We start from the raw sequence: 22215 nt of genomic DNA, 5'->3' as shown, positions 1-22215 counted from the left end.
AGTTAATCTTTTACTCACCATCAGAATTATTTCAACAAACGCAAATAACAAAGGAAATTATGCAGTACAAACTCCAATACTTGTGCTTGATTATGAGTGCATTTTCAGTCATATTTACAACTTCTGTAAAAGCTGAGATTACCCAAAATAACTCTGCATCAAAAATATTGAATAAGAGTGAATTTACCCAACCAGCAAAAACTATTGAAGAATGGCTTGTTCAATCACCCAATCCTTCTCAATCTCACATTATCATTACAGGAATTCGTATTCAAGAAACCCAAAATAGAATTGATATAATTCTCGAAACTCAAGACGGAGAAAAACTCCAACCAGTCAGCCGCAATGAAGGAAATAATGTAATTATCGATATTAAAAATGCTCAATTGCGTTTAGAAAAAAGTAATACATTTCGACAGGAAAAACCCCTGACTGGAATTACTGCTGTAGAAGTGAAAAATAGCGATGTAAATAGTATTACATTAACTATAGCTGGTGAGACAACCTTACCCAAAGTGGAATTATTTGATGATGATGAAGGTTTAATTTTTGAGGTCACATCTGCAACAACTGCAACCCAACCACAACCAGAAAGTGAACCTCAATCCAGCGAAAGCCCTCAAGCAGAAAATGTAGAAGAGCAAGAACCAATTGAATTAGTCGTCACTGGCGAGCAAGACAGTTATCTTGTACCAGAAACATCAAGCGCAACGAGAACAGATACACCTTTACGGGATATTCCTCAATCTATTCAAATAGTACCAAAAGAGGTAATCCAAGAACAAAGAATTACTCGTATTTCTGATGCAGTACGTAACGTTTCTGGTGTGTCACCTCGGACAGAATTTAGTGGTTCTTATGATGTCTTTACCATCCGAGGTTTTACTGACTACAATCTTTTACGTAATGGTACAAAAACTCAAAACTTCTTTATTGATGGTAGTAATATTGAACAAGTAGAAGTTCTCAAGGGGCCAGCTTCAGTTTTATATGGTCAATTTGAACCAGGTGGTATTGTTAATCTTGTCACTAAAAAACCCTTGATTAATCCCTATTATGCAGCAGAGTTTACAGCAGGTAGTTATAATTATTTTCGTCCGGCAATTGATATTTCCGGGCCACTTACACCAGATAAAAGCTTGTTATATCGTTTGAATGTTGCCTATGAAAGTGCAGGAAGTTTTCGCGATTTTATTGATAGTGAAGTATTTTCTATAACTCCAGCTCTTACATTTAATTTTGGTGATGCGACGACGGTAGGGGTGGAATATGAATATGTGAATACCGACAGAGCATTTGACCGTGGTTTACGACCACAAGATTTTCTCTTCGATTTACCCATTAGTCGGAATTTAGGAGATAAAAATGATAGATACAAATATGAAGGACATCGCTTAAATCTATTACTAGACCACCAATTTAGTCAGAATCTCCAACTAAGAAGTAATTTCACCTATCAATCGTTATCCCCAGATGCAGAATATGTTAATCCTAGTGATGAATTTGAAGCAGATGGTCGTTCTTTACTACGAGATTATGTTATCAGTCCCGCTCGTCCCAGCAAAGATTTAACTTTGCAAACTGATTTAATTAGTAAATTTAAAACAGGTTCTATCGAGCATCAGTTAGTTTTAGGTATAGATTTGAGCAGAAATACGTTTAACTATGCTCAATCGCAAACAACTAATTTTCCATCCTTAGATATTTTTAACCCTGTTTATGGTTTTCCACGTCCGGATTTTTTTGAAAGTGTAGAAGAATATGAATCGCAAACAGATACTGTCGGGGTTTATTTGCAAGACCAAATTGCATTAACACCAAATTTTAAATTACTATTAGGTGGTAGATATGATTTTGTCAACTTCAAAAGTACCTTTATTCCTGATATTGTCAATGACAGCCCATCAGAAACATCCAAGTTCTATGACGAGGCTTTTTCTCCAAGAGTTGGCATAGTTTACCAGCCAATCAAACCGATTTCTTTGTATGCCAGTTATAGTACTTCTTTTGTACCTAATAATAATAATGCTACCGCCGACGGCGAACCCTTAGAGCCGACACGGGGTACACAATATGAAATCGGTGTCAAAGCAGAATTATTTGACGGTAAGCTTTCTACAACTTTGGCTGCTTACGATATTACCAAAACTAACGTAGCCACCGTAGACCCCAACGACGATAATTTTTCAATTGCAGTTGGAGAAGTGAAAAGCCGAGGAATTGAACTGGATATAGTTGGAGAAATTACACCAGGTTGGAAAATAATTGCTTCTGGCTATCTCAACGATGCATTTGTTAGCGAAGATAATAGCATTCCCACAGGTACAAGATTAGAAAATGCAGCCTATAATGGTGCAAGTTTGTGGACGACTTACGAATTTCAAAAAGGAAGTTCACAAGGTTTAGCATTGAGTGCAGGATTATTTTATGTCGGCGATCGCATTGCCAACCAAAGCGATCCTTTCACCATTCCTTCCTATGTGAGAACTGATGCGGCAATTGCCTATCGACGCGATAATTGGCAAGCAGCAATCAACTTCAAAAACATCTTTAATACCAGATACTATGACACCAACGGCTATCTAATTTTTCCTCAAGCACCGTTTACAGTTCTGGGAACACTATCAGTTAGTTTTTGATACTTTTCAACAGAACCAGGCAAAATCATTAGTTTATCCGTAAGGATTTAGGTAGCGTCTAGTTAGCAGAGATAGCAATTGCCTCATTTTCTTTATGTGCTAGATTCGCAGCTAGCTGTGCAAGACATAATTACCTTTCGCTCTTGCAAAATCAGCGAACGGATAGTAATGATTATTGATGAACAATTATGACTTCTGGCATTTACGCGATCGCGCACATCGGTAATTTAAAACTTTATGTTGGTGAATGTAACAAACTTAGCCAAAAATGGCCGCCCATACTTTCCCAACTCCATCACGGCACATATCCGCATTCGTTACTGCAACAGACATGGAATGCAGAAGGAGATCAGCGCTACTTCACGTTTCACACCAAAGAAGAAATTATTGGTGATCCGGAAATTGTAGGTGTTGAAGAACTTTTGGCAGAAGTTGCCTCGTAAAGTAACTTAAAACTCCAGCCACCAACCCCTTCTGTGCTTTGTCTAGAAGGGGTTTTTCATTTTCTCTCAAGAAATTAATGAGATTATATTTCAATTATTTAGTTTTTAGTGTAAGCTCTTTTCTAGAGTTGTTGAATATTATTCTCAACTAATTTAGGCAGGTGTATAATGACAATCTCTACAAGTCCGCTGTCGGTGGAACAAGACCTTGCCGACTCGCCTTGGTGGGCTGGCAATGCCAGGCTTACTAACTTATCGGGTAAATTACTAGGCGCTCATGTTGCCCATGCTGGCTTGATCGTTTTTTGGGCTGGAGTGATGACTTTATTTGAGCTAGCTCATTTTAATCCGGCAGAGCCGATGTACGAGCAAGGCTTAATTTTACTACCCCACCTAGCTGCTGAAGGTTGGGGTGTAGGTGCTTCTGGTGCAGTTGTCGATACTTATCCCTATTTCGTGATTGGAGCTTTGCATCTGATTTCCTCAGCCTTTTTGGGCTTTGGAGGCATCTTTCACTCCCTACGCGCTCCAGAAACCCTAGAAGGCAGATTTCCTTTCTTTGGCTACGACTGGAAAGATACAGGCAAAATGACCACAATTCTTGGTATTCACCTGGTTTTACTGGGTTGCGGTGCATTTTTGCTAGTTGCCAAAGCTATGTATTTCGGTGGTTTATACGATCCAAATGTTGAAGATGTGCGAGTAATTACAAATCCGACATTAAACCCAGCGGTCATCTTTGGCTATCTATTTGGCGGAATTGGTAAATTCTGGATTGCTGGCGTTGACAACCTCGAAGATGTGGTTGGTGGTCACATTTGGGTGGGTGCGATGTTGATTTTCGGTGGATTTTTCCACATTTTGACAAAGCCTTTTGCTTGGACACATCCACTATTTGTTTGGTCTGGAGAAGCTTACCTCTCCTATAGTCTGGGTGCTTTGGCGCTGATGGGCTTTATCGCAACCCTTTTCGTCTCGGTAAATACCACTGTTTATCCTGAAGTTTTTTATGGCCCAGCGCTGGTGGTGAGACAGAATATCGTGCCGTACTTTTCATCACTCGATCATGACCTTGTAACTTCCCGAACTTGGTTAGCTAATGCCCACTTTTGGTTAGCTTTCTTCTTTCTCCAAGGTCATATTTGGCACGCCTTACGGGCGCGTGGGTTCGATTTTCGCAAAGGTAGGGTGAGTCAAGAGGCAGTAATTCCCCAACCTATTAGCTAAATTAATTTTAATGCTAATAATTTGCAAACTCCTTCAAGTACAACACCAGAAAAACTGCAAACTATTCTCAAGGAGTACCAAAAATGACAGCAGTAATCACAGATAGCCCATACAAGCAACAAATACCTGATGTTGGTTGGTGGGCAGGTAACTTTCGTCTCACCAATCTATCAGGTAAATTATTGGGCGCTCATGTTGCCCATGCTGGATTGATTTTGTTATGGGCTGGGGGAATGACGCTGTTTGAACTATCGCGCTTCAATCCCAATCTGCCAATGTATGAGCAAGGATTAATCTTACTACCTCATCTGGCAACTCTCGGTTTTGGTGTCGGTGCTGGTGGGCAAGTTATTAGCACCTATCCCTACTTTGTTATCAGTGTCTTGCATCTGATACCCTCGGTGATTCTGGCAGCAGGTGGTATTTACCACTCCCTGTTGGGGCCAGAAGTGTTAGAAGATAATCCTACCTTAGCTGGCTTTTTTGGCTATGACTGGAAAGACAAAGACAAGATGACAACAATCTTGGGCATTCACCTGACAATTTTAGGTTTGGGTGCTTGGCTTCTGGTTGCCAAGGCGATGTTTTGGGGTGGACTTTTTGATCCTTGGGTAGCTGGTGGTGGAGATGTTAGAGTAATTAATCATCCAACGCTCAACCCATTCCGCATCTTTGGCTACCTATTTGGCGCTTGGGGAGCAGAGGGAATGGCAGCCGTAGATAACCTGGAAGATGTTGTCGGCGGTCATATCTGGGTTGGTTTAATGTTAATTGGCGGTGGCATTTTCCACATTTTGACTAAACCGTTTGCCTGGGCGCGCCGAGTTTTGATTTACTCAGGGGAAGCATATCTGTCTTACAGCATTGGTGCTGTTGCATATATGGGCTTCTTGGCAGCATACTTTGCGTTAAAAAATAACACCGTCTATCCGGAAGTTTTTTATGGCCCGGTTAACGCGATCGCAACTTCTGATGGCATAGTTTCTGTGCGTGGTTGGTTAGTCACTTTCCATTTTGTCTTAGCGCTCCTCTTCTTGTTAGGTCACATTTGGCACGCACTACGCGCCCGTGCAATTGAAGCCGGATTTGATTTTAAAAATGGCGACATGGTTCAGCCACCGCAAGTAAATCGCCCAATGGGTAATCAGGCAAGTGCAGTTACCTCTTCTGATTTGACACTCAAGTTTCTGAAATATTTGCCAATTTACCGCCCTGGTATATCTCCTCTGGCGCGAGGATTGGAAATTGGCATGGCTCATGGTTACTGGTTAGTTGGGCCTTTTGCTACATTAGCCTCATTACGCAATTCTGATGTGGGTAACTTGGTTGGTTTAATCGCCACAGGCAGTTTAATTGTCATCGTCACCATTGGTTTTTCAATTTACGGCACTAACAGCTTTGAAAGACAGTTGGAAAATCTACCAGCAGCAACGGTTGCAACAGTTCCCAGTGTGCCACAAGCTATCAATTCTACGGAAGGATGGAGTCAATTTACTGAAGGCTTTTTGATTGGTGGCATTGGTGGAGCAATCTTTGCTTATTTGCTATTGACTAGTCTTGCTGTGTTTGGTGCGATCGCCTGAGCGTGCTTCGCTACAAACTTGATTTAGTTATGTGAAGGCGTAGAATCCTACGTCTTTACAAAGAATAATTAAACATTCAATTGGAGAAAAATATGTCACAAATTGGTCTATTTTTTGGAACTACTACAGGTAAAACAGAATCTGTAGCAGAGATAATTCAGAAAGAATTTGGTGGCGAAAATGTAGTGACATTGCATAACATCATAGATGTAGATGATAGTGACTTTGAAGACTATCAATATCTAATTATTGGGTGTCCTACCTGGAATATTGGCGAACTACAGAGCGACTGGGAAGGTTATTTCCCAGAGCTAGATAATATTGATTTTAGTGGGAAAAAAGTAGCCTATTTTGGAACAGGTGACCAAGTTGGCTATGCCGATAACTTTCAGGATGCAATAGGTATTTTGGAAGAGAAAATTACCGAACTTGGCGGCACTACAGTTGGATATTGGTCTAAAGATGGCTATGATTTTAACGAATCCAAAGCATTGAGAAATGGTAAATTTGTCGGTTTAGCTCTTGATGAAGATAACCAATCTGACTTAACTGACGAGCGTATTAAAGCTTGGGTGGCTCAATTGAAAAGAGAATTTGGTTTGTAGTTAATAGTTAATAGTTAATTGCCAATTGTTAATTGATGAGTTATTAAATAATCATCGTTAGCTATTAGCCTTTAATATTAATGATTCGTAGGGTGCGTTAAAGCAACGCGTAACGCACCACAATTATGCGGTGCGTTACGGCTAATTCTCATGCTCTTAAAATCTCAAATTCTTGCATAGCCGTAACACACCCTACTCAACTGTTAACCATTAGCCTTTAGTAGCCTTAAAAATTGCAACTCTAATTACTTGCAGGAAAAATATAATGTCGCAACAGCCAGATGTCATTTGGTTAAATACGAGCTCTAGTCTATTGTGCTTTGCTCAACCACTATTATGTGAATTATCACATCATGTCTCTATTGCCCGGTGGGAATATACTCAAACTCAAGATGAAGCAAGTTCCTTAGATGTTGCGATTCAACTGTTGCATAATTATCTGCAATCAAGCAATCAACCCGTGCATCTGATTGGACATAGTACGGGAGGATTATTAGGGCTACTATATACGCGTCGATATCCAGAACAAGTTAAATCTTTAACCTTATTAGCTGTGGGTGCCGATGCAGCCACTGACTGGCAAGCTCATTACTATAGCCATTGCCCGTATTTGAGTCGGCAAAAGATTCTCAATACAATGGTATATAACCTATTTGGCTATCAAAATGAGCAAACTATTCAGCGTCTCGAAAGGCTCTTGGAGCAAGACTTAGATTGCTCGCTCTCGCCTCATTCTTTATTTAAGCGCTTAAGTGTACCTCCCTCTCCAGTTGCTGTACCTTTAATGGTTTGTGGTAGCCGAGACGATATCATTGTAGAACCCGACGCTTTGCAAGGATGGCAGCCGTTTTTAATGGAGGGCGATCGCCTTTGGGAATGTCAAAAAGGACGTCATTTTTTCCACTTCTTCCACCCAAAGCTTGTGGCAGAACAAATTCTCGACTTTTGGCAATCTCTACATCGCTCTGATTCAGTTTGTAGGAGCCTGAAAGTTTAAGCATCTCCCTGTTAAGAGTTCCCCCAACCCTATTTTCAAGCTAATTTATTGGTTGCTAAACAACTGTCTGTTACTATCCAAAATAAACACCACAATCTCAAGATTATTACTTATGGTGTGGAATCCAGGACAGTCGTTGTTTGGCGATCGCTATTTTATCGAAAGAAAACTTGGTGAAGGTGGAATTGGCATTACCCACCTCGTCAAAAATCGCTGTCAAATTTTCATGTTTGGTTGTGGGATTGTTTAGTGTTAGCCGTGTTGCAAGTACTTGCATCGGCTTATATTGTTAAAACATCGACCTGCGATATTAATACATCAGCCTGCAATGTTAATGCATCAACTTGTATTGTTAATGCATCAACGTGCAATATTAAAACATCGACCTGCGATATTAATGCATCAGCCTGCAATATTAATGCATCGACTTGTATTGTCAATACATCGTCTTGCGTTGTTAATGCATCCGCTTGCAAAAATTAACTCACACTTTCTTTAACTTTGCCTGATCTGAGAATCTCACCTCAATCTTAAAGAGAGAAGTGTATGACAGGGCAAGGTGAGGATTTTTGTATTTTACGCAAATGAGAACCGCTATATATAGCTTGACTTAAAGCACTACAATAAAAATACATATTATAAATTGTGTCGTGCTGAGTATGACGACTGTAGTTGCTAGACCTTCATCCTTACTTGGAAGTATCAAAATAGAAAAGTTGGATAGTTTTCACCTGTTCAAATTTAACGATGAACTGCAAGCACGAATGGAAGAACTTTTAGAACGCAAAAAGGCTGATTTACTAACTCCAGAAGAAGTTATCGAACTTGAAGAAATTGGAGAACTTGATAGGATTTTCACCCATATAAATGCGATGCTAGTAGCTCAAAAATGACGATTGATGATGCTACTAAAGAAATTGTGCGAAGACGAGCGAATTATCTGTGCGAGTATTGCCATTCTCCAGAACGCATTGCCACAACAAGATTTACAGTAGACCATTTGATACCAAAGTCTATTGGTGGTTCTGATGAACTTAATAATTTAGCTTTGGCTTGTCACTGATAAAATAGTAAATAGGACTTGCAAACAATCAATCAAATGTCATAAAAATGCTAGAAATAACCAAAAATTACGTCATGGATGAAAATCAGCAACCTATCGCTGTACAAATTCCTATAGCTGACTTTGAAAAAATTGAAGAAATCTTGGAAAACTATGGCTTGGTAAAGCTCATGGAAGAATCGAAAGATGAAGAGCGCCTCTCTAAAGATGAAGCTTGGAAATATTACCAGTATTTGAAAAACAAGAATGTGGAAAGCTGAATATACTAAAAGGTTTTTAAAAGATTTGGCAGATTTACCAGAAGATGTTCAAGCCCGGATAGAACCAATTGTATTTCAAGAACTAGAGTCAGAAAATCCATTTGAATTAGGCTATTTGCAAAAAATGAAGGGCTACGATGATAAATATAAGATTCGTGTAGGCAATTACAGAATAGGTATTACTGTTGACAAAGAAACACAAACATTAATTTGTCAACGAGTTGCACATCGTAAAGAGATTTATAAGATTTTTCCATAAGACAATATTTGCCAATATTTTCTATGAATCTTTGGGTAATTTGTAAATATGCTGACACTCAATCTACATATAAATTAGGCGATCGCGACTAGTTTTGTAGTTTAGTATTCGCATCGTTGTGCTAAAGATGAATTGACAAGCGATCGCCTACACTACAATCATGCGATCGCTTTTTAAATCACAAACCCATCACAAAACGATAATGAGGTTGAATTTGGGCAACGGTTGGAGATAGACGTTGAGTATGCCATTGACTGTGATTAAATAATTCTTGCCGCAAATTATCAACATCAATTGTTGCCACTTTCTCATCGGCAACAATTTGTTTACCATTTACCCACGCACTATCAACTACATTACTAGGACGTCCTAAAACTAGTAAACCAATTGGATCTGTACGCGGCAGCAATGATAAGTTGGTGAGATCGTACATTACCAAATCGGCTTTTTTACCAACGCTGAGGCAACCAAGTTGATCAGCCATATTCAATCCTTTGGCACCGCCTAAAGACGCCATTTCTACCGCCTGTCGCGGTGTAATCCAGTGCTGATAATCTAAGTCGGTGACGTTGTGTAAGATAGAACCAATTTTGATTGCTTCTAGTAAATCTTGAGAGTCGTTGCTAGAAGCTCCATCACAGCCAAAAGTCACATTTATCCCAGCCTGACGATATTTTAAAATTGGGGCAATGCCACTGCCTAAACGCAAGTTACTTAAGGGGTTGTGAACTACAGTAGATTGAGTTTCACTGAGGATGGTAATGTCGCGATCGCTCAAGTGAACGCAATGGGCTAGGGTGGTGCGATAGTCTAAAAAACCGATGCGCTTGAGATGGGTAACAGCAGTGCAACCGTACTTTTCTTGAGCTAGCTTTTCTTGGGCTTTAGTTTCCAACAAGTGAGAATGACGGCAAAGATTATACTTTTCGCTTAACTCAATACATCCCGCAAATAAAGCATCAGAACAAAGTTGAATCCCCGTAGGAGCTACTAAAATACTAATACCCTCCTCCGGACAATGAAATTGCTTTACCGCCTCTTCAATCACTGCCAGCGTGGCTTGAGTCGGGCGAAAATAAGGCTCATGGTTTTGTTGAGTTTCCCCCGCAGGAATGCCAGCAGTTAAAGATTCGTCTTGAATTAGGGGTGCAACAAAAGCACGAATACCTACTTCTTGGTAAGCACGAACAGCTGTGGCGATTGTTTCTAACTCTTTGCCGGGAATCAACACCAAATGATCTACGACGCTTGTGCCGCCAGAAAGTAGAGTTTCTACTGCTGTTCCCAAAGCACTTAAGTATACTTTCTCTAGATCTAGAGGTGCAAAATCGTAAAGTTCTGCCAGCCATAATTCCAGGGGCAACATTGACATTATCCCCCGTTGCCACATTTCCGATGAGTGGGTATGGGCGTTGAAAAATCCGGGCAGTAGTAGTTTATTTTCACCGTTAATCTCGCTGCCCATGACATCCAGATCCGGTGCAATAGCACAAATAGTTCCGTCCACAACTTGTACATCAAAAGTGGCGTAACTATCTTCAACAGGAATTAAAACATTCTTAATTGTAAAGCTCACAATTTTAACCTTAATTAAGTAATGACACGCGACAGAAGGAATTCACGCTAAAAAGTAAAACATGGTGTTGAGCGTTGCAACTTATGAATCTACCTCTTTGGCAATTAGGAGTTCCACCAAACGCTTGGGCAGTAAATCAGGCGATCGCAGATATTACTCGTCCTCCCTTAAACCCACAACCCGTTATCTTATCAACAGAAACCAAATCCCTGCGCCTAGATTTAGCAAAAACTGCCATTCTCGTCATCGATATGCAAAACGACTTCTGTCACCCCGATGGCTGGTTGGCGCATATCGGTGTAGATGTTACCCCAGCACGTCAACCGATAAAACCTTTACAAAACTTACTACCAGAACTGCGGGTAGCTGGTGTTCCCGTAATTTGGTTAAATTGGGGTAATCGCCCTGACTTACTCAATATTAGTGCAGGCTTGCGTCACGTCTACAACCCCACAGGCGAAGGCGTAGGATTGGGCGATCCGCTGCCTAGTAATGGTGCTAAGGTACTAATGGCTGGTAGTTGGGCAGCAGCAGTAGTAGACGAACTCAAACAACTACCAGAGGATATTCGCGTCGATAAATACCGGATGAGTGGCTTTTGGGATACTCCCTTAGATAGTATCCTGCGGAACATGGGTAGAACGACACTATTTTTTGCTGGCGTCAATGCCGATCAATGTGTCATGGCTACTTTACAAGATGCGAACTTTTTAGGATACGACTGCATACTAGTTCAAGATTGTACTGCCACAACTTCTCCTGAATATTGTTGGTTAGCAACGTTATATAACGTCAAGCAGTGTTTTGGTTTTGTTACAAATTCGGAAGCTATTTTAAAAGCAATTAATGGCTAATGGTTAGTAGATAGTAGTTAGTGGTTAATGACTAGTGACTAATAACTAATAACCAATGACCAATGACTAATAACCAATGACTAAAAACATATGATAAATTCTTGTGTTATTCCTGTTGTCAAATCTCCTAAAGATTACCAAACATATCGCATCAGCCCCCACGATACAAATCGCTTGGCGATAGTGTTCGATCCGGCAATTGCTAATACTTCTTTAACGTGTTGTGTAGAAATTTTTGATGTTGGTGGCAAAACACCTCCAAACCGCCATCAATTAGCGGTAGAAATGTTTTTTGTCCTTAAAGGAGAAGGCAGAGCAAGCTGTGATGGCAAAAGTATGCCGATAAAAGCGGGAGATAGCTTATTAGTTCCTGCCACAGGTACTCATGTAATTGAAAATACTGGATCGGGACGTTTGTATACTTTGACTATTATGGTTCCCAATGAAGATTTTGCTGAGTTAATTCGTAGTGGCACACCTGTAGAATTAGATGCAGAAGATATGGCGGTGCTTGGTAGGTTAGATGCCTTGATGCCATGTTAAAGATGTTGACAACTACAGATAGATTAAGAGGAAATAATTATCGACCACAGATGGACACAGATAAACACAGATATATTTGTAGTTTGCTCGGTATATCTGTAGTATATATATGATTTAATTTATCGCATAATCCTCTTAATTTCTACTTTAGGACTGCCGAAGTTCATGAGCAGACATACTCTCAGCTGAGAGGCTTTTAGGTAGCTCAAACACTGAGCAAAATTACCATCGTCCAAAGCTCTAACCGCTTTAAGTTCCACCAGTACGCATTCTTCTACCAGCAAGTCAACAAAATATTCTCCCACCACAATGCCATCATATCGTACTTGTATTTTGTATTGTTGTTTTACCTGGAAACCTGCCTTTCGTAATTCATGAGCCAAAGCATTTTCATACACTTTTTCTAAAAATCCAGCACCCAAAACATTACTTACTGTATACGCACAGCCAATAACCTTCTGCGTAATTCTATTTAATTCATCTGTGTCCATCTGTGTCCATCTGTGGTCGAATTAATAATCCATCATACCCATGCTAAAAATCCTTCCCAAACAAACCACGTCCATGTACACTCGCGACGGAGTGCGCCTGGATGCAGATATTTATCGCCCTGATGCCGATGAAAAATTTCCCGTATTGTTGATGCGGCAACCCTATGGCAGAGCGATCGCTTCTACTGTTGTCTATGCTCACCCAACTTGGTACGCTGCTCACGGTTATATTGTCGTGATTCAAGATGTACGCGGGCGCGGTACTTCTGGAGGAGAGTTCCAACTATTTGCCCACGAAATTACTGATGGTGAAGACACAATCAATTGGGCAGCCAATTTACCTGGCAGTAATGGCACTGTCGGGATGTATGGCTTTTCTTATCAAGGCATGACTCAACTATATGCCGCAATTGCCAAACCACCAGCCCTCAAAACAATTTGTCCGGCGATGATTGGCTACGATTTATATGCAGATTGGGCTTATGAAGGAGGAGCCTTTTGTTTGCAAAGTAATCTTGGTTGGGCAATTCAATTAGCTACAGAAACCGCCCGGTTGAACAGAGATGAAAAAACTTATCAAGCCTTATATGCCGCTTCTCGAAATTTGCCTTTGCACGATCCCATCCCGACACAACCAGAAATCCTGAAAAACTTTGCTCCTGATTCGTTTTATTACGAGTGGTTAAATCATTCCCAGCCTGATGAATATTGGCAGAAACTTTCACCTAAAACACATTTGCAAGATGTAGATTTACCAATGTTCCACATTGGCGGATGGTTTGATAATTACTTACGCGGCACTCTAAATTTATATCAAGAGATGGCAGCACGGAGTCAATATCGCCAACAACTTTTAATAGGCCCTTGGTGTCACTTGCCTTGGGGGCGTAAAGTTGGTGAAGCTGATTTTGGAGCTAATGCCATTAGTCCTGTAGATAGAATGCAAATATGCTGGTTTGACCAATTTCTCAAAGGTATAAACACAGGTTTGTCAGAACAAATGCCTGTTTGGTTATTTGAAATGGGAAGTAACAACTGGCAAGGATTTCCCACTTTTCCTGAATTTGACCACAAATCCTATTTTTTGTCAAGCTATGGACTTGTGAGTGTGCGGGAAGATGAAGGCGTTTTAACCACAACTTGTCCGGAAAATAGTGTTGATGATGTGTTAGTTCACGATCCTTGGCGACCAGTTCCTTCTGTTGGCGGTCATGCGGCAATACCTGCGGGTGTATTTGAGCGATCGCATATTGATAGCCGTACAGATGTTTTAACCTATACTAGCGAACCTCTAGAATCAGACTTGCATTTAGCAGGTGATGTAGTAGTAGCAGTTTTGTGTGGGGCTGATAAACCAAGCTTTGATTTATGTGCTGTCATCTCGCAAGTATATCCCAACGGCAGAGTTTACAATTTGACGCAAGGTTATCTGCGTTGTCGGGATGGTATGAATCGGGTGACTAGAAAAATTCAATTGCAGGCGACTTGTGCGCGAATTCCTCAAGGTAATGCCTTACGCCTAAGTCTAAGCGCTGCCTGTTTCCCTGCCTATGCCATGAATCATGGTAATAATTCAGCATTTGGGATCGATGCACAAACAATTACATTGACAGTGAGTTCTGGGGGTGCTTCCCTTTCCCAAGTTTTATTACCAGTAGTGGCGCGATCGGACTGAAGTTTTAACAAGGATGTTAGCATTTACATTTTCTAATATTTCAGTTAAATCTCGCCTGCTATTCTTCATAAATCATTTTTCTAGTCATCCCACCATCAATTACAAAATTTTGCCCAGTAATAAATCCTGCGGCATCAGAAATTAAATACTTAACCATAGAAGCAACATCCTCTGGCTTGCCAACTCTTCCTACCGGATGCTGGTGATGATCGATTTCTCTTAACTGAGGCTTTGTTCTTAATCTAGACTTTTGCCATTCACTCACCTCAATCCATCCGGGACTGATACAATTGACTCGAATATCTGATCCCAGACTCATAGCTAAAGCGTGAGTTAAAGCAACAATGCCTCCTTTGGAAGCAGAATAAGCTTCTGTATTTTTCTCTGACTGTAAGGCACGAGTCGAAGCTATATTCACGATCGCTCCTTTTGATTGACGCAAGTATGGAATGGCATACTTAGACATCAAAAAACAGCCAGTCAAGTTGGTTTGTATGACTTTATGCCAGTTTTCTAATGATAAATCTTCAACCAGGCCGTTGTCTGGTTGAGCAATACCAGCATTGTTAATCAGTCCATCAATGCGTTGAAACCTATTTACAATGGTTTCTATACATTTTCTGACAGAATTTTCTTGAGAAACATCGGTTTCCACAAATAACAAAGCTGCTTCAAAATTTTTGAACTCTTGCAGGCATTCCTCTCCAGCTTCGCGATCAATGTCGGCGATCGCAACCTGGTAACCGCACTCAAGCAAACTTAAGCTAATACATTTGCCGATGCCTTGTGCGCCACCAGTCACAATTATGGTTTGATTTTTTGCCATCTTTATGATCGTCGCTACGCTCCCTTGGGTTTAGGGTAAAGATTTTTCTCTACACCTATCCCCTATTTAATTAATGTGCGATCGCTTCACTTCTCACTCTAGGGTATTGTGAAACCTTTCCCGTAACTATCATCCGTACACCACCAGCAGGTGTGGTAGTAACACCACGGCGAACCGGGCGTACAGGAAGGTTATCTGCTAAAGATAGCTGCCAACGTAACAAAATTGTTGCCAATACAAGCTTCATTTCATACATGGCAAAAGCCATACCCAGACAGCGACGGTTACCACCTCCAAAGGGCAAATATTCATAGGGTGAAAATTGCCGTTCTAAAAAGCGCTCCGGTTTAAACTGCTTCGGCTCTGGGTATATATCCTCCCGGTGGTGGGTTAAATAAATACAAGGAGAAAATCTTGTACCAGGTTCAAAGTCATAACCCATTACCTGAAATGGTGCTTGCAAAATCCGAGAGAAGGTAAACAAAGCAATGGGATAAATCCGCAGAGTTTCTTGGCATACTGCTGTCAGATAGGGCAGGCGAGTAATTTCACTAAAATCTTTACTCTCACCAACACTTTCTAGTTCCTGAAGAAGTTTTTCACGAACGGTCGGTAGCTTGTGAATCCAATATAATGCCCATGCTAAGGTAGAAGCGGTCGTTTCATGTCCCGCAAACAGCAAAGTCACCAACTCATCCCGTAGTTCTCGCTCCGTCATTGGCTGTCCAGCTTCATCACGAGCTGACATCATTAAACTGAGGATATCTTCACCATTCAAGTGAGGCTGTTGCCGCCGTTCCTGAATCTCAGCGTAAATGAGTTTGTCAACTTGCTCCCGCTTGCGCACAAACTTTCCCCACGGACTCCACGCAGCCAAATCTTTTTGCAGTGCCTTTACAAATAGGAAGCTAGATTTTAAAGGCGAATCGAAAGTATCCAACATTTCACTGAGAATGTGTTGGATTTCCTCAAAACGCTCTCCCTCATCAATACCAAAAACCGCCCGGAGGATCACTCGCAGTGAAATTTTTTGCATGATAGGACGAGCAACGAAAGATTTGCCAACAGTCCAATCGCTTGTGACTTGCTCGGTGATATCGCAAATCAATTTGCCATAAGCCCGCATTCTTTCTCCATGAAAAGCAGGATTCAACAACCGCCGCTGACTTTGATGGCGATCGCGATCTAGCAACAGCAGCGAATTATCTCCTACCAAAGGATGCAATAGTTGGTTAGCAGATCCAGACTCAAACACTTTCGGATCGGCAGTCATAATCTCTTGAATTGCTTGTGGATTACTCAAGACTACAAATTGACCAAGACCAATTAAGTTTGAGCGAAAAATGTCGCCATAGCGCTTTTGATACTCTTCTAGAGTTTCTAAGGGGCGAAACAGTGTTAAAATTAGCTGTAATACTGGGGATATTCTTGGCCCATCAGGAAGTTTCATAATATTTTGAAAGTTACTTATTTATATTTTTCTCCACTATAGCAATATAGCAATTCAAGACGCAGATGCCAGCAGATTCCCGACTTCTCTCAAAAAGTAGGGAATTTGATTTTTCTTGATGCTTAATAATGTAAATAAATTAAAAATATAAAATAAAGTAGTTAATTTTTGCTCTACTTGTTAAGTATATTTTTATAGTTAAAAACAACTTAATACTTTATATACATTGGCAATAAAAATCAAAATTGAAAAATTTATCTGAGTAGATAGACATAATTAAAATTAAAATTTCCTTCCCTAAATAGCAGACAAGAATAATCTTTTTCCTTTTGCCCCTGCCGTCTGCCCTTCGGGTACTCTAAGGTTTGATTTGCGTGTTATTTGTGTTGCTCATGGCGAAGCGATCGCAGATAATTGCCCTCAAAAATTGGGTGAAGCTACTGCACGTTTGTTGTAATCTCATGCGCGTTAAATTAACAGTTCGCCCTACTCTTGGAGCAAATGCGATCGCCAATACCCGCCATGAGCAAGAACTGTTTCGGCACAGGCGGAGATGGTGGCAAGACTGCAAGATGTTATGGGTTGATAGACGCTGGAAAGTAGTAAATAAAATCATTAATTTGCTAGCACTATCAAGAAAGCAAATGTTTCCCTATCGCTGTCCCTTACGAACCATACCTAGTCCATATAGATATAATTCAACAACACCATAAACTCTAGGAGGAGGATCTTTAGGACGAGAACGTTCTGTGAGAATACCCGCTTCCACCATATCCTTGATACGAAGAGCCAATTGACCATTCTCAACCTTCCATATTTCTGCTAGGCGATTCTCATCAATAGGAGAACGTTCTCCCTGAAGTCTCTGTAGCAATTGGTCTAATTCGGGGTATTCATTACGTACTTCAGCTACACGTTGTTGAGAAACATAAGGGAGAGCATCGATTAAAGCTTTTGGACGCAAAGTAATCTCAGAACTGTATTCTGTGGGAAATTCTTTCTCAAGTTTAACTGCCTCTTGTAGAAGCAAGATCAAACTGCGTGGGAAACAGTTTTCCTGACTGTCAGCTATACGGTTGCGAACCCAATTGTAAGTATAGGCTTTTTTTGTACGTCCCATCCGTTCACCCCATAGAGGATACAGGCTCTGACGCAATTGCTCAAGTCCAATTAAATTAAGTCTTTCAACAGTCACTCCCAACTTTTGCTCTAAAGATTTACTCAGAGATTCAGAACTTTTGAGGGCTTGGCGAAGTACAAGTCGCCAGAGATCAGCTTCTTCCCAACGTAGCTGGAGCGATCGTCCACTGTAATGTCCTGTATTGGTAAAGTTGAGTTGGTTCCATATATCTTCGCGTAAAAATATCTTAGGGATAATGTGTTTTAAACTTGTTCCGCTTTCCAACCACCAGGCAAGCAAAGCTTCAAGTGCGCGTCGGCGTCGCTCATAATCTTTTTGACTAGAACCAAAACCAGCATCTAGCTCGTCGTAAAGCAACCACAAAACTTGATTATGCTGCTGTAACCATCGGTCAATTGCACGTAATTCGTCAGATGCTTGCGGTCGTGTCTGGGGAGATTTCGAGCGTTCTACTAACCATGAAACAATCTCAGCATGAGAGGGGTTTTCTTGAGCGCTTAATGCTACTAACTTCCGATCTAAATCTGAAAGAGTGCGTAACTCAGATTTACTGTTACACACTTGTAAAAGACTATAATTAAGCCAAAAGAATTGCCACTCATTCTCGCCTACTTGCTGTTCATAGCTAGCCAAATCACCACTGTCGAGAATAGTTCCAGATACTCTGGGCTGACCATGCCCTGGAATAAAATTAACATTATTTAAATTGATATCATATTGAGCTAATTCCTTAGCTGCATCTGACTTTTCTACAAACAATCGAAATAGAAGGCTTTTACCTGTTCCCTTAGCACCACGAATTAGCCAAGTTCTATTATTTAAGAATTTAGGAAAATCTTCTGTCCGTTGAAATATATGTGGAATATTATCTGGTTCTAGTTCCTGTGCTGTCGCCGACTCAAATATTAACTCATTCAATATATTTCTTCGGCCATCATTAGTTTTGGTTACTATATTTTGTTTAATATCTGGCAAACTGGCATCAATCGTATCGGCAAGAGGTAGGTAAGCATCTAGTAAGCTTTTAGGTATATCATTAACTAGACTAGATAAAGTTGAGATATTGGGATTATATAAGACTTCATAGTAAAGTTCTTCAACAGTTGTTCCTATTGGCACATCCCAATTGTCTTCGATCCAATTTTCAACTTTATCCCTCCAAATTTTCTGCTGTTCAGTTGCTACTGGTGGTATGGGTGTTACTAGAAATCGTAGATCAGGTTTGCCCTGATAATCTCGTTGTTTACGAGCAGTTTGTACAACCCAACTCAGTCCTTCCAAACTTTGCTCGGTTGGCGAGAAACAAATGAAAGCAGTATCAGCTAAGTCAAAAAGCGCAATTGCTCCTATATCAGTAAATCCAGGACGCGCATCAACTAAAATCACATCCGGATCTAATTGAGCTTTTATATCTTCCATCAACTGCTCGACTGGATTAATTCCACGGCGATAGAAAGACCGCATATCCAGATCGGCTAAACGATGAATATAATTTTCGTCATACTCTCCTACAGGAACTAAAAAAAGTTCGCCGCGACTTTGTAGATTAATCTGCCTTATACAATTACCAATATTTGGAATATCTTCTTCTGGAGTCAGGTAGCGTTGGTGTAGATAATCTAGCACTCCATAATGTTCTCCACTAGTCTTTTCAATATCTGGTTGAAACATAATTGAAATTCCAGGAGCCTCTAGGTCAAAATCTACCATTACTACTCGGCGATTCCGAGTTGCCAATATACCTGCTACTAAACCTAATGCTGTAGAACGACCAACACCTCCTTTGAAAGAATAAAAAGTGATAACCAAAGGTTTTTTAGGACTATCTTCATCCATTTCTATTGGGTCATCAGGTTCCGGAGCCATTAAAATATCTGACCACAGAGGTAATTGAATATATCGAACAGGTGTAAAATTAGCTTCCTCTGGTGTCAATAATTCATAGCCAGCAATTGGATATTGACCAAGATTTAACCCAGGGCTGAGACTACTTAGTAAATTGTCTATTTTTTCTTCACGTTCAACTAATGTTTTATCCTCAAAACTGCTGGTGATAATTCTAATTGTTAACCACCCTAGCGAAGTGCGTTTGACACTCACCCGTACTTTTTGGTCTTCGGAGATTAAATTATTAGTTAAATAATTTTGAATAGCTAGAGGTGTTAAACTTGCTGATTGTGTCATGATATTTCACCTTGTTTGTCTAGCAGAAATCGATGTAATATTTGTACTGCTTTGATGAACTTTTTGCTCATTTCTTCATCACCCAATTTGTCTGAATATCGCAAGTCATCATTACGCCAGACAGATGAAATTAAATTCCATGCTTCTCTATATTTACCAGTGCGATCTAAATGTATGGTACGTTGTACAACAGGTAAAGCAGTCAATAATGTTGTTAAATTATGTAGGCTACTTCCTTGCAGCCCCTTTTGGAAGATTCTAGTGTCTTTAAAGTTAGTTTTTCCCTCTTCATGGCAGATCAGAGACTTTAAGGAGCATTCAATAGCATAACCACCAAGATAAACAGCACCTGTCCAACGCTTTTGACTATCTAGAGCCTGAGCATCTTCAAGACGACGACGAGAAGCACCTAGCTGGCAACGTTTATCGTAAGTATCCATCAACTAATGTACCTAAATATATAGATTTATAGAGTTACAGGCATTTTAAATATTCTCAAGATTGAATTTGAAAATATCTGAAATATTATCAATACTTAAAACTCAAAAACAAATAGGTGATTATGTATTACTACAAATCCGTATAAAAAAGCATTGATTCCTGCTGAAAGTTTTCCGGAGTAATCATTCTCCCGAAAACTAAAGTTTCTCAACAAAACAACTCCGTCCCCGTCTAAAGTAGGAACGAATTATTGGCTATTAGCAGACATGAGCATTCTATCCCAGACTATAGCCGCTTTGGTTCTTTATTACTTACCTCTCCACTAACTTCAACCAAGATTTGAGATTGGCTGGTAACTCAGAGACAAGACTTAACGGCAGTTGAGATGTAGATAGGGATTGAGCATAAGCTGATGTAAGAAATTGTTGGTAAGTTTTTGCTTCTGGTGTTAGTTGTTTGACAAAAGCTAAACTCACACCTTGCAATAGCTGGCGTAAAGCTTTAGTTTCCTCCCCTCGCCTTTCTCTAACAATGGTATTAGCATTACTTCCCAGATATCTTGGATCACTAATACTCAAATGAGTACCACCGATCGCACTTAACAAATACTTTTCACCCTGCAATTGGCTAAAAGGTGCTATTTGATGCTTTAAGGCTGGGGTAAGAGCATCTTCGGTTCCAGTTAAAATTAAAACAGGCTTACTAACTTGAGTTAATCCGTTTTTTCCAAACAGGTTGCCAACCAGAGGATTAAGTGCGATCGCGTTGTTTACTCTTTCATCTTTAAGCCGTAGTTTTTTTCCTGGCAAGGAAGCTGCTGCACATTGCAACCAGTCACCAGGAGCTTCACCAATAGTTAAAGAATTTTGACAGAATTGCCGTAACTGTGGCAAGTCAACTTCTCCTCCCACTAAAGCCAAAGCAGTATAACCCCCCAAAGAATGCCCAATCACTGTTACTTTTTCTGTATTTAGTTTTCCTTGAAGCAAGCCTGGTTTAATATTTAACGTCGCTAGTTCATCCAGCAAAAAACTAATATCTTTTGGTCGATTCACAAATTCAGAAGCTGGTAATAATTTTGCTAAACTCGCTTTATTGTTAGCTCTTACCACAGCGGCAACGTTGCTATCTGGATGTTCAATCGCAGCAACACTCAAGCCATGAGAAGCAAGATGACGTGCTAAATAACTAAAAAATCTGCGGTTCGCTCCAAATCCGGGAGATATGACAACTAATGGATCTCGTGTGTTACTGCCACCCCAATAAATATCCACAGGTATGCTACGATTTCGCTGTCGATCCTGCAATATAAATGTTTGCTGCTGAATTGTTTCTTTGCCAATCGCTGCGGGATCTAATTTTTTTTGAAAGAGATTGCTATTTTCAATAGATGATTCCCGTGCTAACAAGGCTCCGAAAACTTGACTTTGCCAGTAATTAGGATTAAATTCCACTGCCAAAGACACAACTTGGGAAGCATCTACGGTAATATTTTCTTCTGGATATGCCCGCAAGAAACCTAACGGACTCAAACCATTAGCTTGCCTTAGCGCTATATTCATCGCTACTTGCAGGCTCTCAATGCTACTGCCTGGTATTGCTGCTGTTAATGATGATACAAATTGTTTGCCTGCTGGGTTGCGGTTCAATTCGTCAAAGAATTGATCTGCAAAAGCTGGATCTACTTGCAAACGCCTTGTCAGCAATTCTCGAACTTGGGGCGTTAATATCGATGAAAATAATTGCAGATTGTCTGGCAGTTTCCCAGTTTTGGCAAATTTTTCTAAATCGGCGATCGCAACAGACTGCTGAAATGGCCCTAACAGAATAGTAACTGTTTCTGCCGCCAGAGTAGAAGGCATTCCCACACTCCAACCACAAGCAACGGTAAGACTGCATAATATTCCTTGCAGCCAATACACCTGACGCCGATATCTATTCAGTTGAAATTTTATATT

The 22215-nt window shown here is 40.4% G+C and carries 22 protein-coding genes and 1 pseudogene; 15 read left to right on the top strand and 8 right to left on the bottom strand.

Translation table 11 applies throughout. The annotated features are described in order from the left end of the window. Window positions 1–92: 92 nt before the first annotated feature. The 7 genes and pseudogenes from U2718_RS24250 to U2718_RS24220 all read left to right on the top strand — a co-directional run. Window positions 93–2639: a TonB-dependent siderophore receptor gene (locus U2718_RS24250; protein WP_341993468.1), complete on the top strand. Its 2547-nt coding sequence runs from the start codon at window positions 93–95 to the stop codon at window positions 2637–2639. Window positions 2640–2827: 188 nt separating this feature from the next. Next, window positions 2828–3082 (top strand): hypothetical protein, encoded by a 255-nt coding sequence (locus U2718_RS24245; RefSeq protein WP_341993467.1) that lies wholly within the window; start codon window positions 2828–2830, stop codon window positions 3080–3082. A gap of 168 nt (window positions 3083–3250) precedes the next feature. Further along, window positions 3251–4309, top strand: coding sequence for a chlorophyll a/b binding light-harvesting protein (locus U2718_RS24240; RefSeq protein WP_341993466.1), 1059 nt, complete (start codon window positions 3251–3253; stop codon window positions 4307–4309). An 83-nt stretch (window positions 4310–4392) separates the two neighbouring features. Continuing rightward, entirely contained in the window at window positions 4393–5892 is a 1500-nt protein-coding gene (locus U2718_RS24235; RefSeq protein WP_341993465.1) for a chlorophyll a/b binding light-harvesting protein, read from the top strand. A 92-nt stretch (window positions 5893–5984) separates the two neighbouring features. After that, entirely contained in the window at window positions 5985–6497 is a 513-nt protein-coding gene (gene fldA / locus U2718_RS24230; RefSeq protein WP_341993464.1) for a flavodoxin FldA, read from the top strand. A 265-nt stretch (window positions 6498–6762) separates the two neighbouring features. Continuing rightward, complete coding sequence (locus tag U2718_RS24225) at window positions 6763–7494, top strand: alpha/beta hydrolase (RefSeq protein ID WP_341993463.1); 732 nt, start codon at window positions 6763–6765, stop codon at window positions 7492–7494. Window positions 7495–7606: 112 nt separating this feature from the next. Next, window positions 7607–7705: pseudogene (locus U2718_RS24220) on the top strand (serine/threonine protein kinase); the annotation flags it as partial. 70 nt (window positions 7706–7775) lie between these two features. Here the strand turns inward: U2718_RS24220 and U2718_RS24215 are convergent. Next, window positions 7776–7970: a hypothetical protein gene (locus U2718_RS24215; protein WP_341993461.1), complete on the bottom strand. Its 195-nt coding sequence runs from the start codon at window positions 7968–7970 to the stop codon at window positions 7776–7778. Between the two features lie 183 nt (window positions 7971–8153). Between U2718_RS24215 and U2718_RS24210 the strand changes: the two genes are divergently transcribed. The 4 genes from U2718_RS24210 to U2718_RS24195 are packed head-to-tail and all read left to right on the top strand — an operon-like array spanning window position 8154 to window position 9076. Further along, window positions 8154–8387 carry a hypothetical protein gene (locus U2718_RS24210; RefSeq protein WP_341993460.1) on the top strand — a complete coding sequence of 78 codons (234 nt, stop codon included), beginning with the start codon at window positions 8154–8156 and terminating at the stop codon, window positions 8385–8387. After that, window positions 8384–8557, top strand: a complete 174-nt coding sequence (locus tag U2718_RS24205; protein ID WP_016875030.1) for an HNH endonuclease — start codon at window positions 8384–8386, stop codon at window positions 8555–8557. The genes U2718_RS24210 and U2718_RS24205 overlap by 4 nt, the downstream gene beginning before the upstream one ends. Window positions 8558–8604: 47 nt before the next feature. Next, on the top strand, window positions 8605–8817 hold the full coding sequence (locus U2718_RS24200; protein ID WP_341993459.1) for a hypothetical protein: 213 nt from the start codon (window positions 8605–8607) through the stop codon (window positions 8815–8817). Beyond that, window positions 8804–9076 (top strand): type II toxin-antitoxin system RelE family toxin, encoded by a 273-nt coding sequence (locus U2718_RS24195; RefSeq protein WP_016875032.1) that lies wholly within the window; start codon window positions 8804–8806, stop codon window positions 9074–9076. The genes U2718_RS24200 and U2718_RS24195 overlap by 14 nt, the downstream gene beginning before the upstream one ends. A gap of 178 nt (window positions 9077–9254) precedes the next feature. Here U2718_RS24195 and U2718_RS24190 read toward each other — a convergent pair whose 3' ends face one another. Continuing rightward, window positions 9255–10652, bottom strand: a complete 1398-nt coding sequence (locus U2718_RS24190) for an amidohydrolase (RefSeq protein ID WP_341993458.1) — start codon at window positions 10650–10652, stop codon at window positions 9255–9257. A gap of 83 nt (window positions 10653–10735) precedes the next feature. On the opposite strand from U2718_RS24190, the gene U2718_RS24185 reads away from it, so the two are divergent. Together U2718_RS24185 and U2718_RS24180 are read left to right on the top strand one after the other, a co-directional pair. Beyond that, the gene (locus tag U2718_RS24185) at window positions 10736–11506 is read left to right on the top strand and encodes an isochorismatase family cysteine hydrolase (RefSeq protein ID WP_341993457.1); all 771 of its coding nucleotides are present in this window, start codon (window positions 10736–10738) and stop codon (window positions 11504–11506) included. A 90-nt stretch (window positions 11507–11596) separates the two neighbouring features. Then, window positions 11597–12049 carry a cupin domain-containing protein gene (locus U2718_RS24180; RefSeq protein WP_341993456.1) on the top strand — a complete coding sequence of 151 codons (453 nt, stop codon included), beginning with the start codon at window positions 11597–11599 and terminating at the stop codon, window positions 12047–12049. A 119-nt stretch (window positions 12050–12168) separates the two neighbouring features. Here U2718_RS24180 and U2718_RS24175 read toward each other — a convergent pair whose 3' ends face one another. Then, complete coding sequence (locus tag U2718_RS24175) at window positions 12169–12540, bottom strand: GxxExxY protein (protein WP_016875037.1); 372 nt, start codon at window positions 12538–12540, stop codon at window positions 12169–12171. A gap of 73 nt (window positions 12541–12613) precedes the next feature. Here U2718_RS24175 and U2718_RS24170 point away from each other — a divergent pair, with 73 nt between their 5' ends. Next, on the top strand, window positions 12614–14215 hold the full coding sequence (locus tag U2718_RS24170) for a CocE/NonD family hydrolase (RefSeq protein WP_341993455.1): 1602 nt from the start codon (window positions 12614–12616) through the stop codon (window positions 14213–14215). Between the two features lie 58 nt (window positions 14216–14273). Here U2718_RS24170 and U2718_RS24165 read toward each other — a convergent pair whose 3' ends face one another. Both U2718_RS24165 and U2718_RS24160 read right to left on the bottom strand, forming a co-directional pair. Then, complete coding sequence (locus U2718_RS24165; protein WP_341993454.1) at window positions 14274–15041, bottom strand: SDR family oxidoreductase; 768 nt, start codon at window positions 15039–15041, stop codon at window positions 14274–14276. 70 nt (window positions 15042–15111) lie between these two features. Next, entirely contained in the window at window positions 15112–16491 is a 1380-nt protein-coding gene (locus U2718_RS24160; RefSeq protein ID WP_341993453.1) for a cytochrome P450, read from the bottom strand. Window positions 16492–16865: 374 nt separating this feature from the next. Here U2718_RS24160 and U2718_RS24155 point away from each other — a divergent pair, with 374 nt between their 5' ends. Then, window positions 16866–17204: a hypothetical protein gene (locus U2718_RS24155; protein WP_341993452.1), complete on the top strand. Its 339-nt coding sequence runs from the start codon at window positions 16866–16868 to the stop codon at window positions 17202–17204. Here U2718_RS24155 and U2718_RS24150 read toward each other — a convergent pair. From U2718_RS24150 to U2718_RS24140, 3 genes are all read right to left on the bottom strand, one after another. After that, window positions 17144–19816, bottom strand: coding sequence for a ParA family protein (locus U2718_RS24150; protein WP_341993451.1), 2673 nt, complete (start codon window positions 19814–19816; stop codon window positions 17144–17146). The two genes, U2718_RS24155 and U2718_RS24150, sit on opposite strands and share 61 nt — an antisense overlap. After that, window positions 19813–20256, bottom strand: a complete 444-nt coding sequence (locus tag U2718_RS24145; protein WP_341993450.1) for a hypothetical protein — start codon at window positions 20254–20256, stop codon at window positions 19813–19815. The genes U2718_RS24150 and U2718_RS24145 overlap by 4 nt, the downstream gene beginning before the upstream one ends. A 312-nt stretch (window positions 20257–20568) precedes the next feature. Further along, window positions 20569–22212: an alpha/beta hydrolase gene (locus U2718_RS24140; protein WP_341993496.1), complete on the bottom strand. Its 1644-nt coding sequence runs from the start codon at window positions 22210–22212 to the stop codon at window positions 20569–20571. Window positions 22213–22215: the final 3 nt, after the last annotated feature.

The sequence above is a fragment of the Chlorogloeopsis sp. ULAP02 genome (assembly GCF_038404745.2).
Lineage (GTDB): Bacteria > Cyanobacteriota > Cyanobacteriia > Cyanobacteriales > Nostocaceae > Chlorogloeopsis.
Note: the sequence above shows the minus strand (reverse complement) of the source record. Positions and strands in the feature narration are given on the sequence as shown.

What these genes read in the sequence shown, in the direction of transcription:
- U2718_RS24250 (WP_341993468.1), top strand. Translation starts at nt 93, where the DNA reads ATGAGTGCATTTTCAGTCATATTTACAACTTCTGTAAAAGCTGAGATT.
- U2718_RS24245 (WP_341993467.1), top strand. Translation starts at nt 2,828, where the DNA reads ATGACTTCTGGCATTTACGCGATCGCGCACATCGGTAATTTAAAACTT.
- U2718_RS24240 (WP_341993466.1), top strand. Translation starts at nt 3,251, where the DNA reads ATGACAATCTCTACAAGTCCGCTGTCGGTGGAACAAGACCTTGCCGAC.
- U2718_RS24235 (WP_341993465.1), top strand. Translation starts at nt 4,393, where the DNA reads ATGACAGCAGTAATCACAGATAGCCCATACAAGCAACAAATACCTGAT.
- fldA (WP_341993464.1), top strand. Translation starts at nt 5,985, where the DNA reads ATGTCACAAATTGGTCTATTTTTTGGAACTACTACAGGTAAAACAGAA.
- U2718_RS24225 (WP_341993463.1), top strand. Translation starts at nt 6,763, where the DNA reads ATGTCGCAACAGCCAGATGTCATTTGGTTAAATACGAGCTCTAGTCTA.
- U2718_RS24210 (WP_341993460.1), top strand. Translation starts at nt 8,154, where the DNA reads ATGACGACTGTAGTTGCTAGACCTTCATCCTTACTTGGAAGTATCAAA.
- U2718_RS24205 (WP_016875030.1), top strand. Translation starts at nt 8,384, where the DNA reads ATGACGATTGATGATGCTACTAAAGAAATTGTGCGAAGACGAGCGAAT.
- U2718_RS24200 (WP_341993459.1), top strand. Translation starts at nt 8,605, where the DNA reads ATGCTAGAAATAACCAAAAATTACGTCATGGATGAAAATCAGCAACCT.
- U2718_RS24195 (WP_016875032.1), top strand. Translation starts at nt 8,804, where the DNA reads ATGTGGAAAGCTGAATATACTAAAAGGTTTTTAAAAGATTTGGCAGAT.
- U2718_RS24185 (WP_341993457.1), top strand. Translation starts at nt 10,736, where the DNA reads ATGAATCTACCTCTTTGGCAATTAGGAGTTCCACCAAACGCTTGGGCA.
- U2718_RS24180 (WP_341993456.1), top strand. Translation starts at nt 11,597, where the DNA reads ATGATAAATTCTTGTGTTATTCCTGTTGTCAAATCTCCTAAAGATTAC.
- U2718_RS24175 (WP_016875037.1), bottom strand. Translation starts at nt 12,540, where the DNA reads ATGGACACAGATGAATTAAATAGAATTACGCAGAAGGTTATTGGCTGT.
- U2718_RS24170 (WP_341993455.1), top strand. Translation starts at nt 12,614, where the DNA reads ATGTACACTCGCGACGGAGTGCGCCTGGATGCAGATATTTATCGCCCT.
- U2718_RS24165 (WP_341993454.1), bottom strand. Translation starts at nt 15,041, where the DNA reads ATGGCAAAAAATCAAACCATAATTGTGACTGGTGGCGCACAAGGCATC.
- U2718_RS24160 (WP_341993453.1), bottom strand. Translation starts at nt 16,491, where the DNA reads ATGAAACTTCCTGATGGGCCAAGAATATCCCCAGTATTACAGCTAATT.
- U2718_RS24150 (WP_341993451.1), bottom strand. Translation starts at nt 19,816, where the DNA reads ATGACACAATCAGCAAGTTTAACACCTCTAGCTATTCAAAATTATTTA.
- U2718_RS24145 (WP_341993450.1), bottom strand. Translation starts at nt 20,256, where the DNA reads ATGGATACTTACGATAAACGTTGCCAGCTAGGTGCTTCTCGTCGTCGT.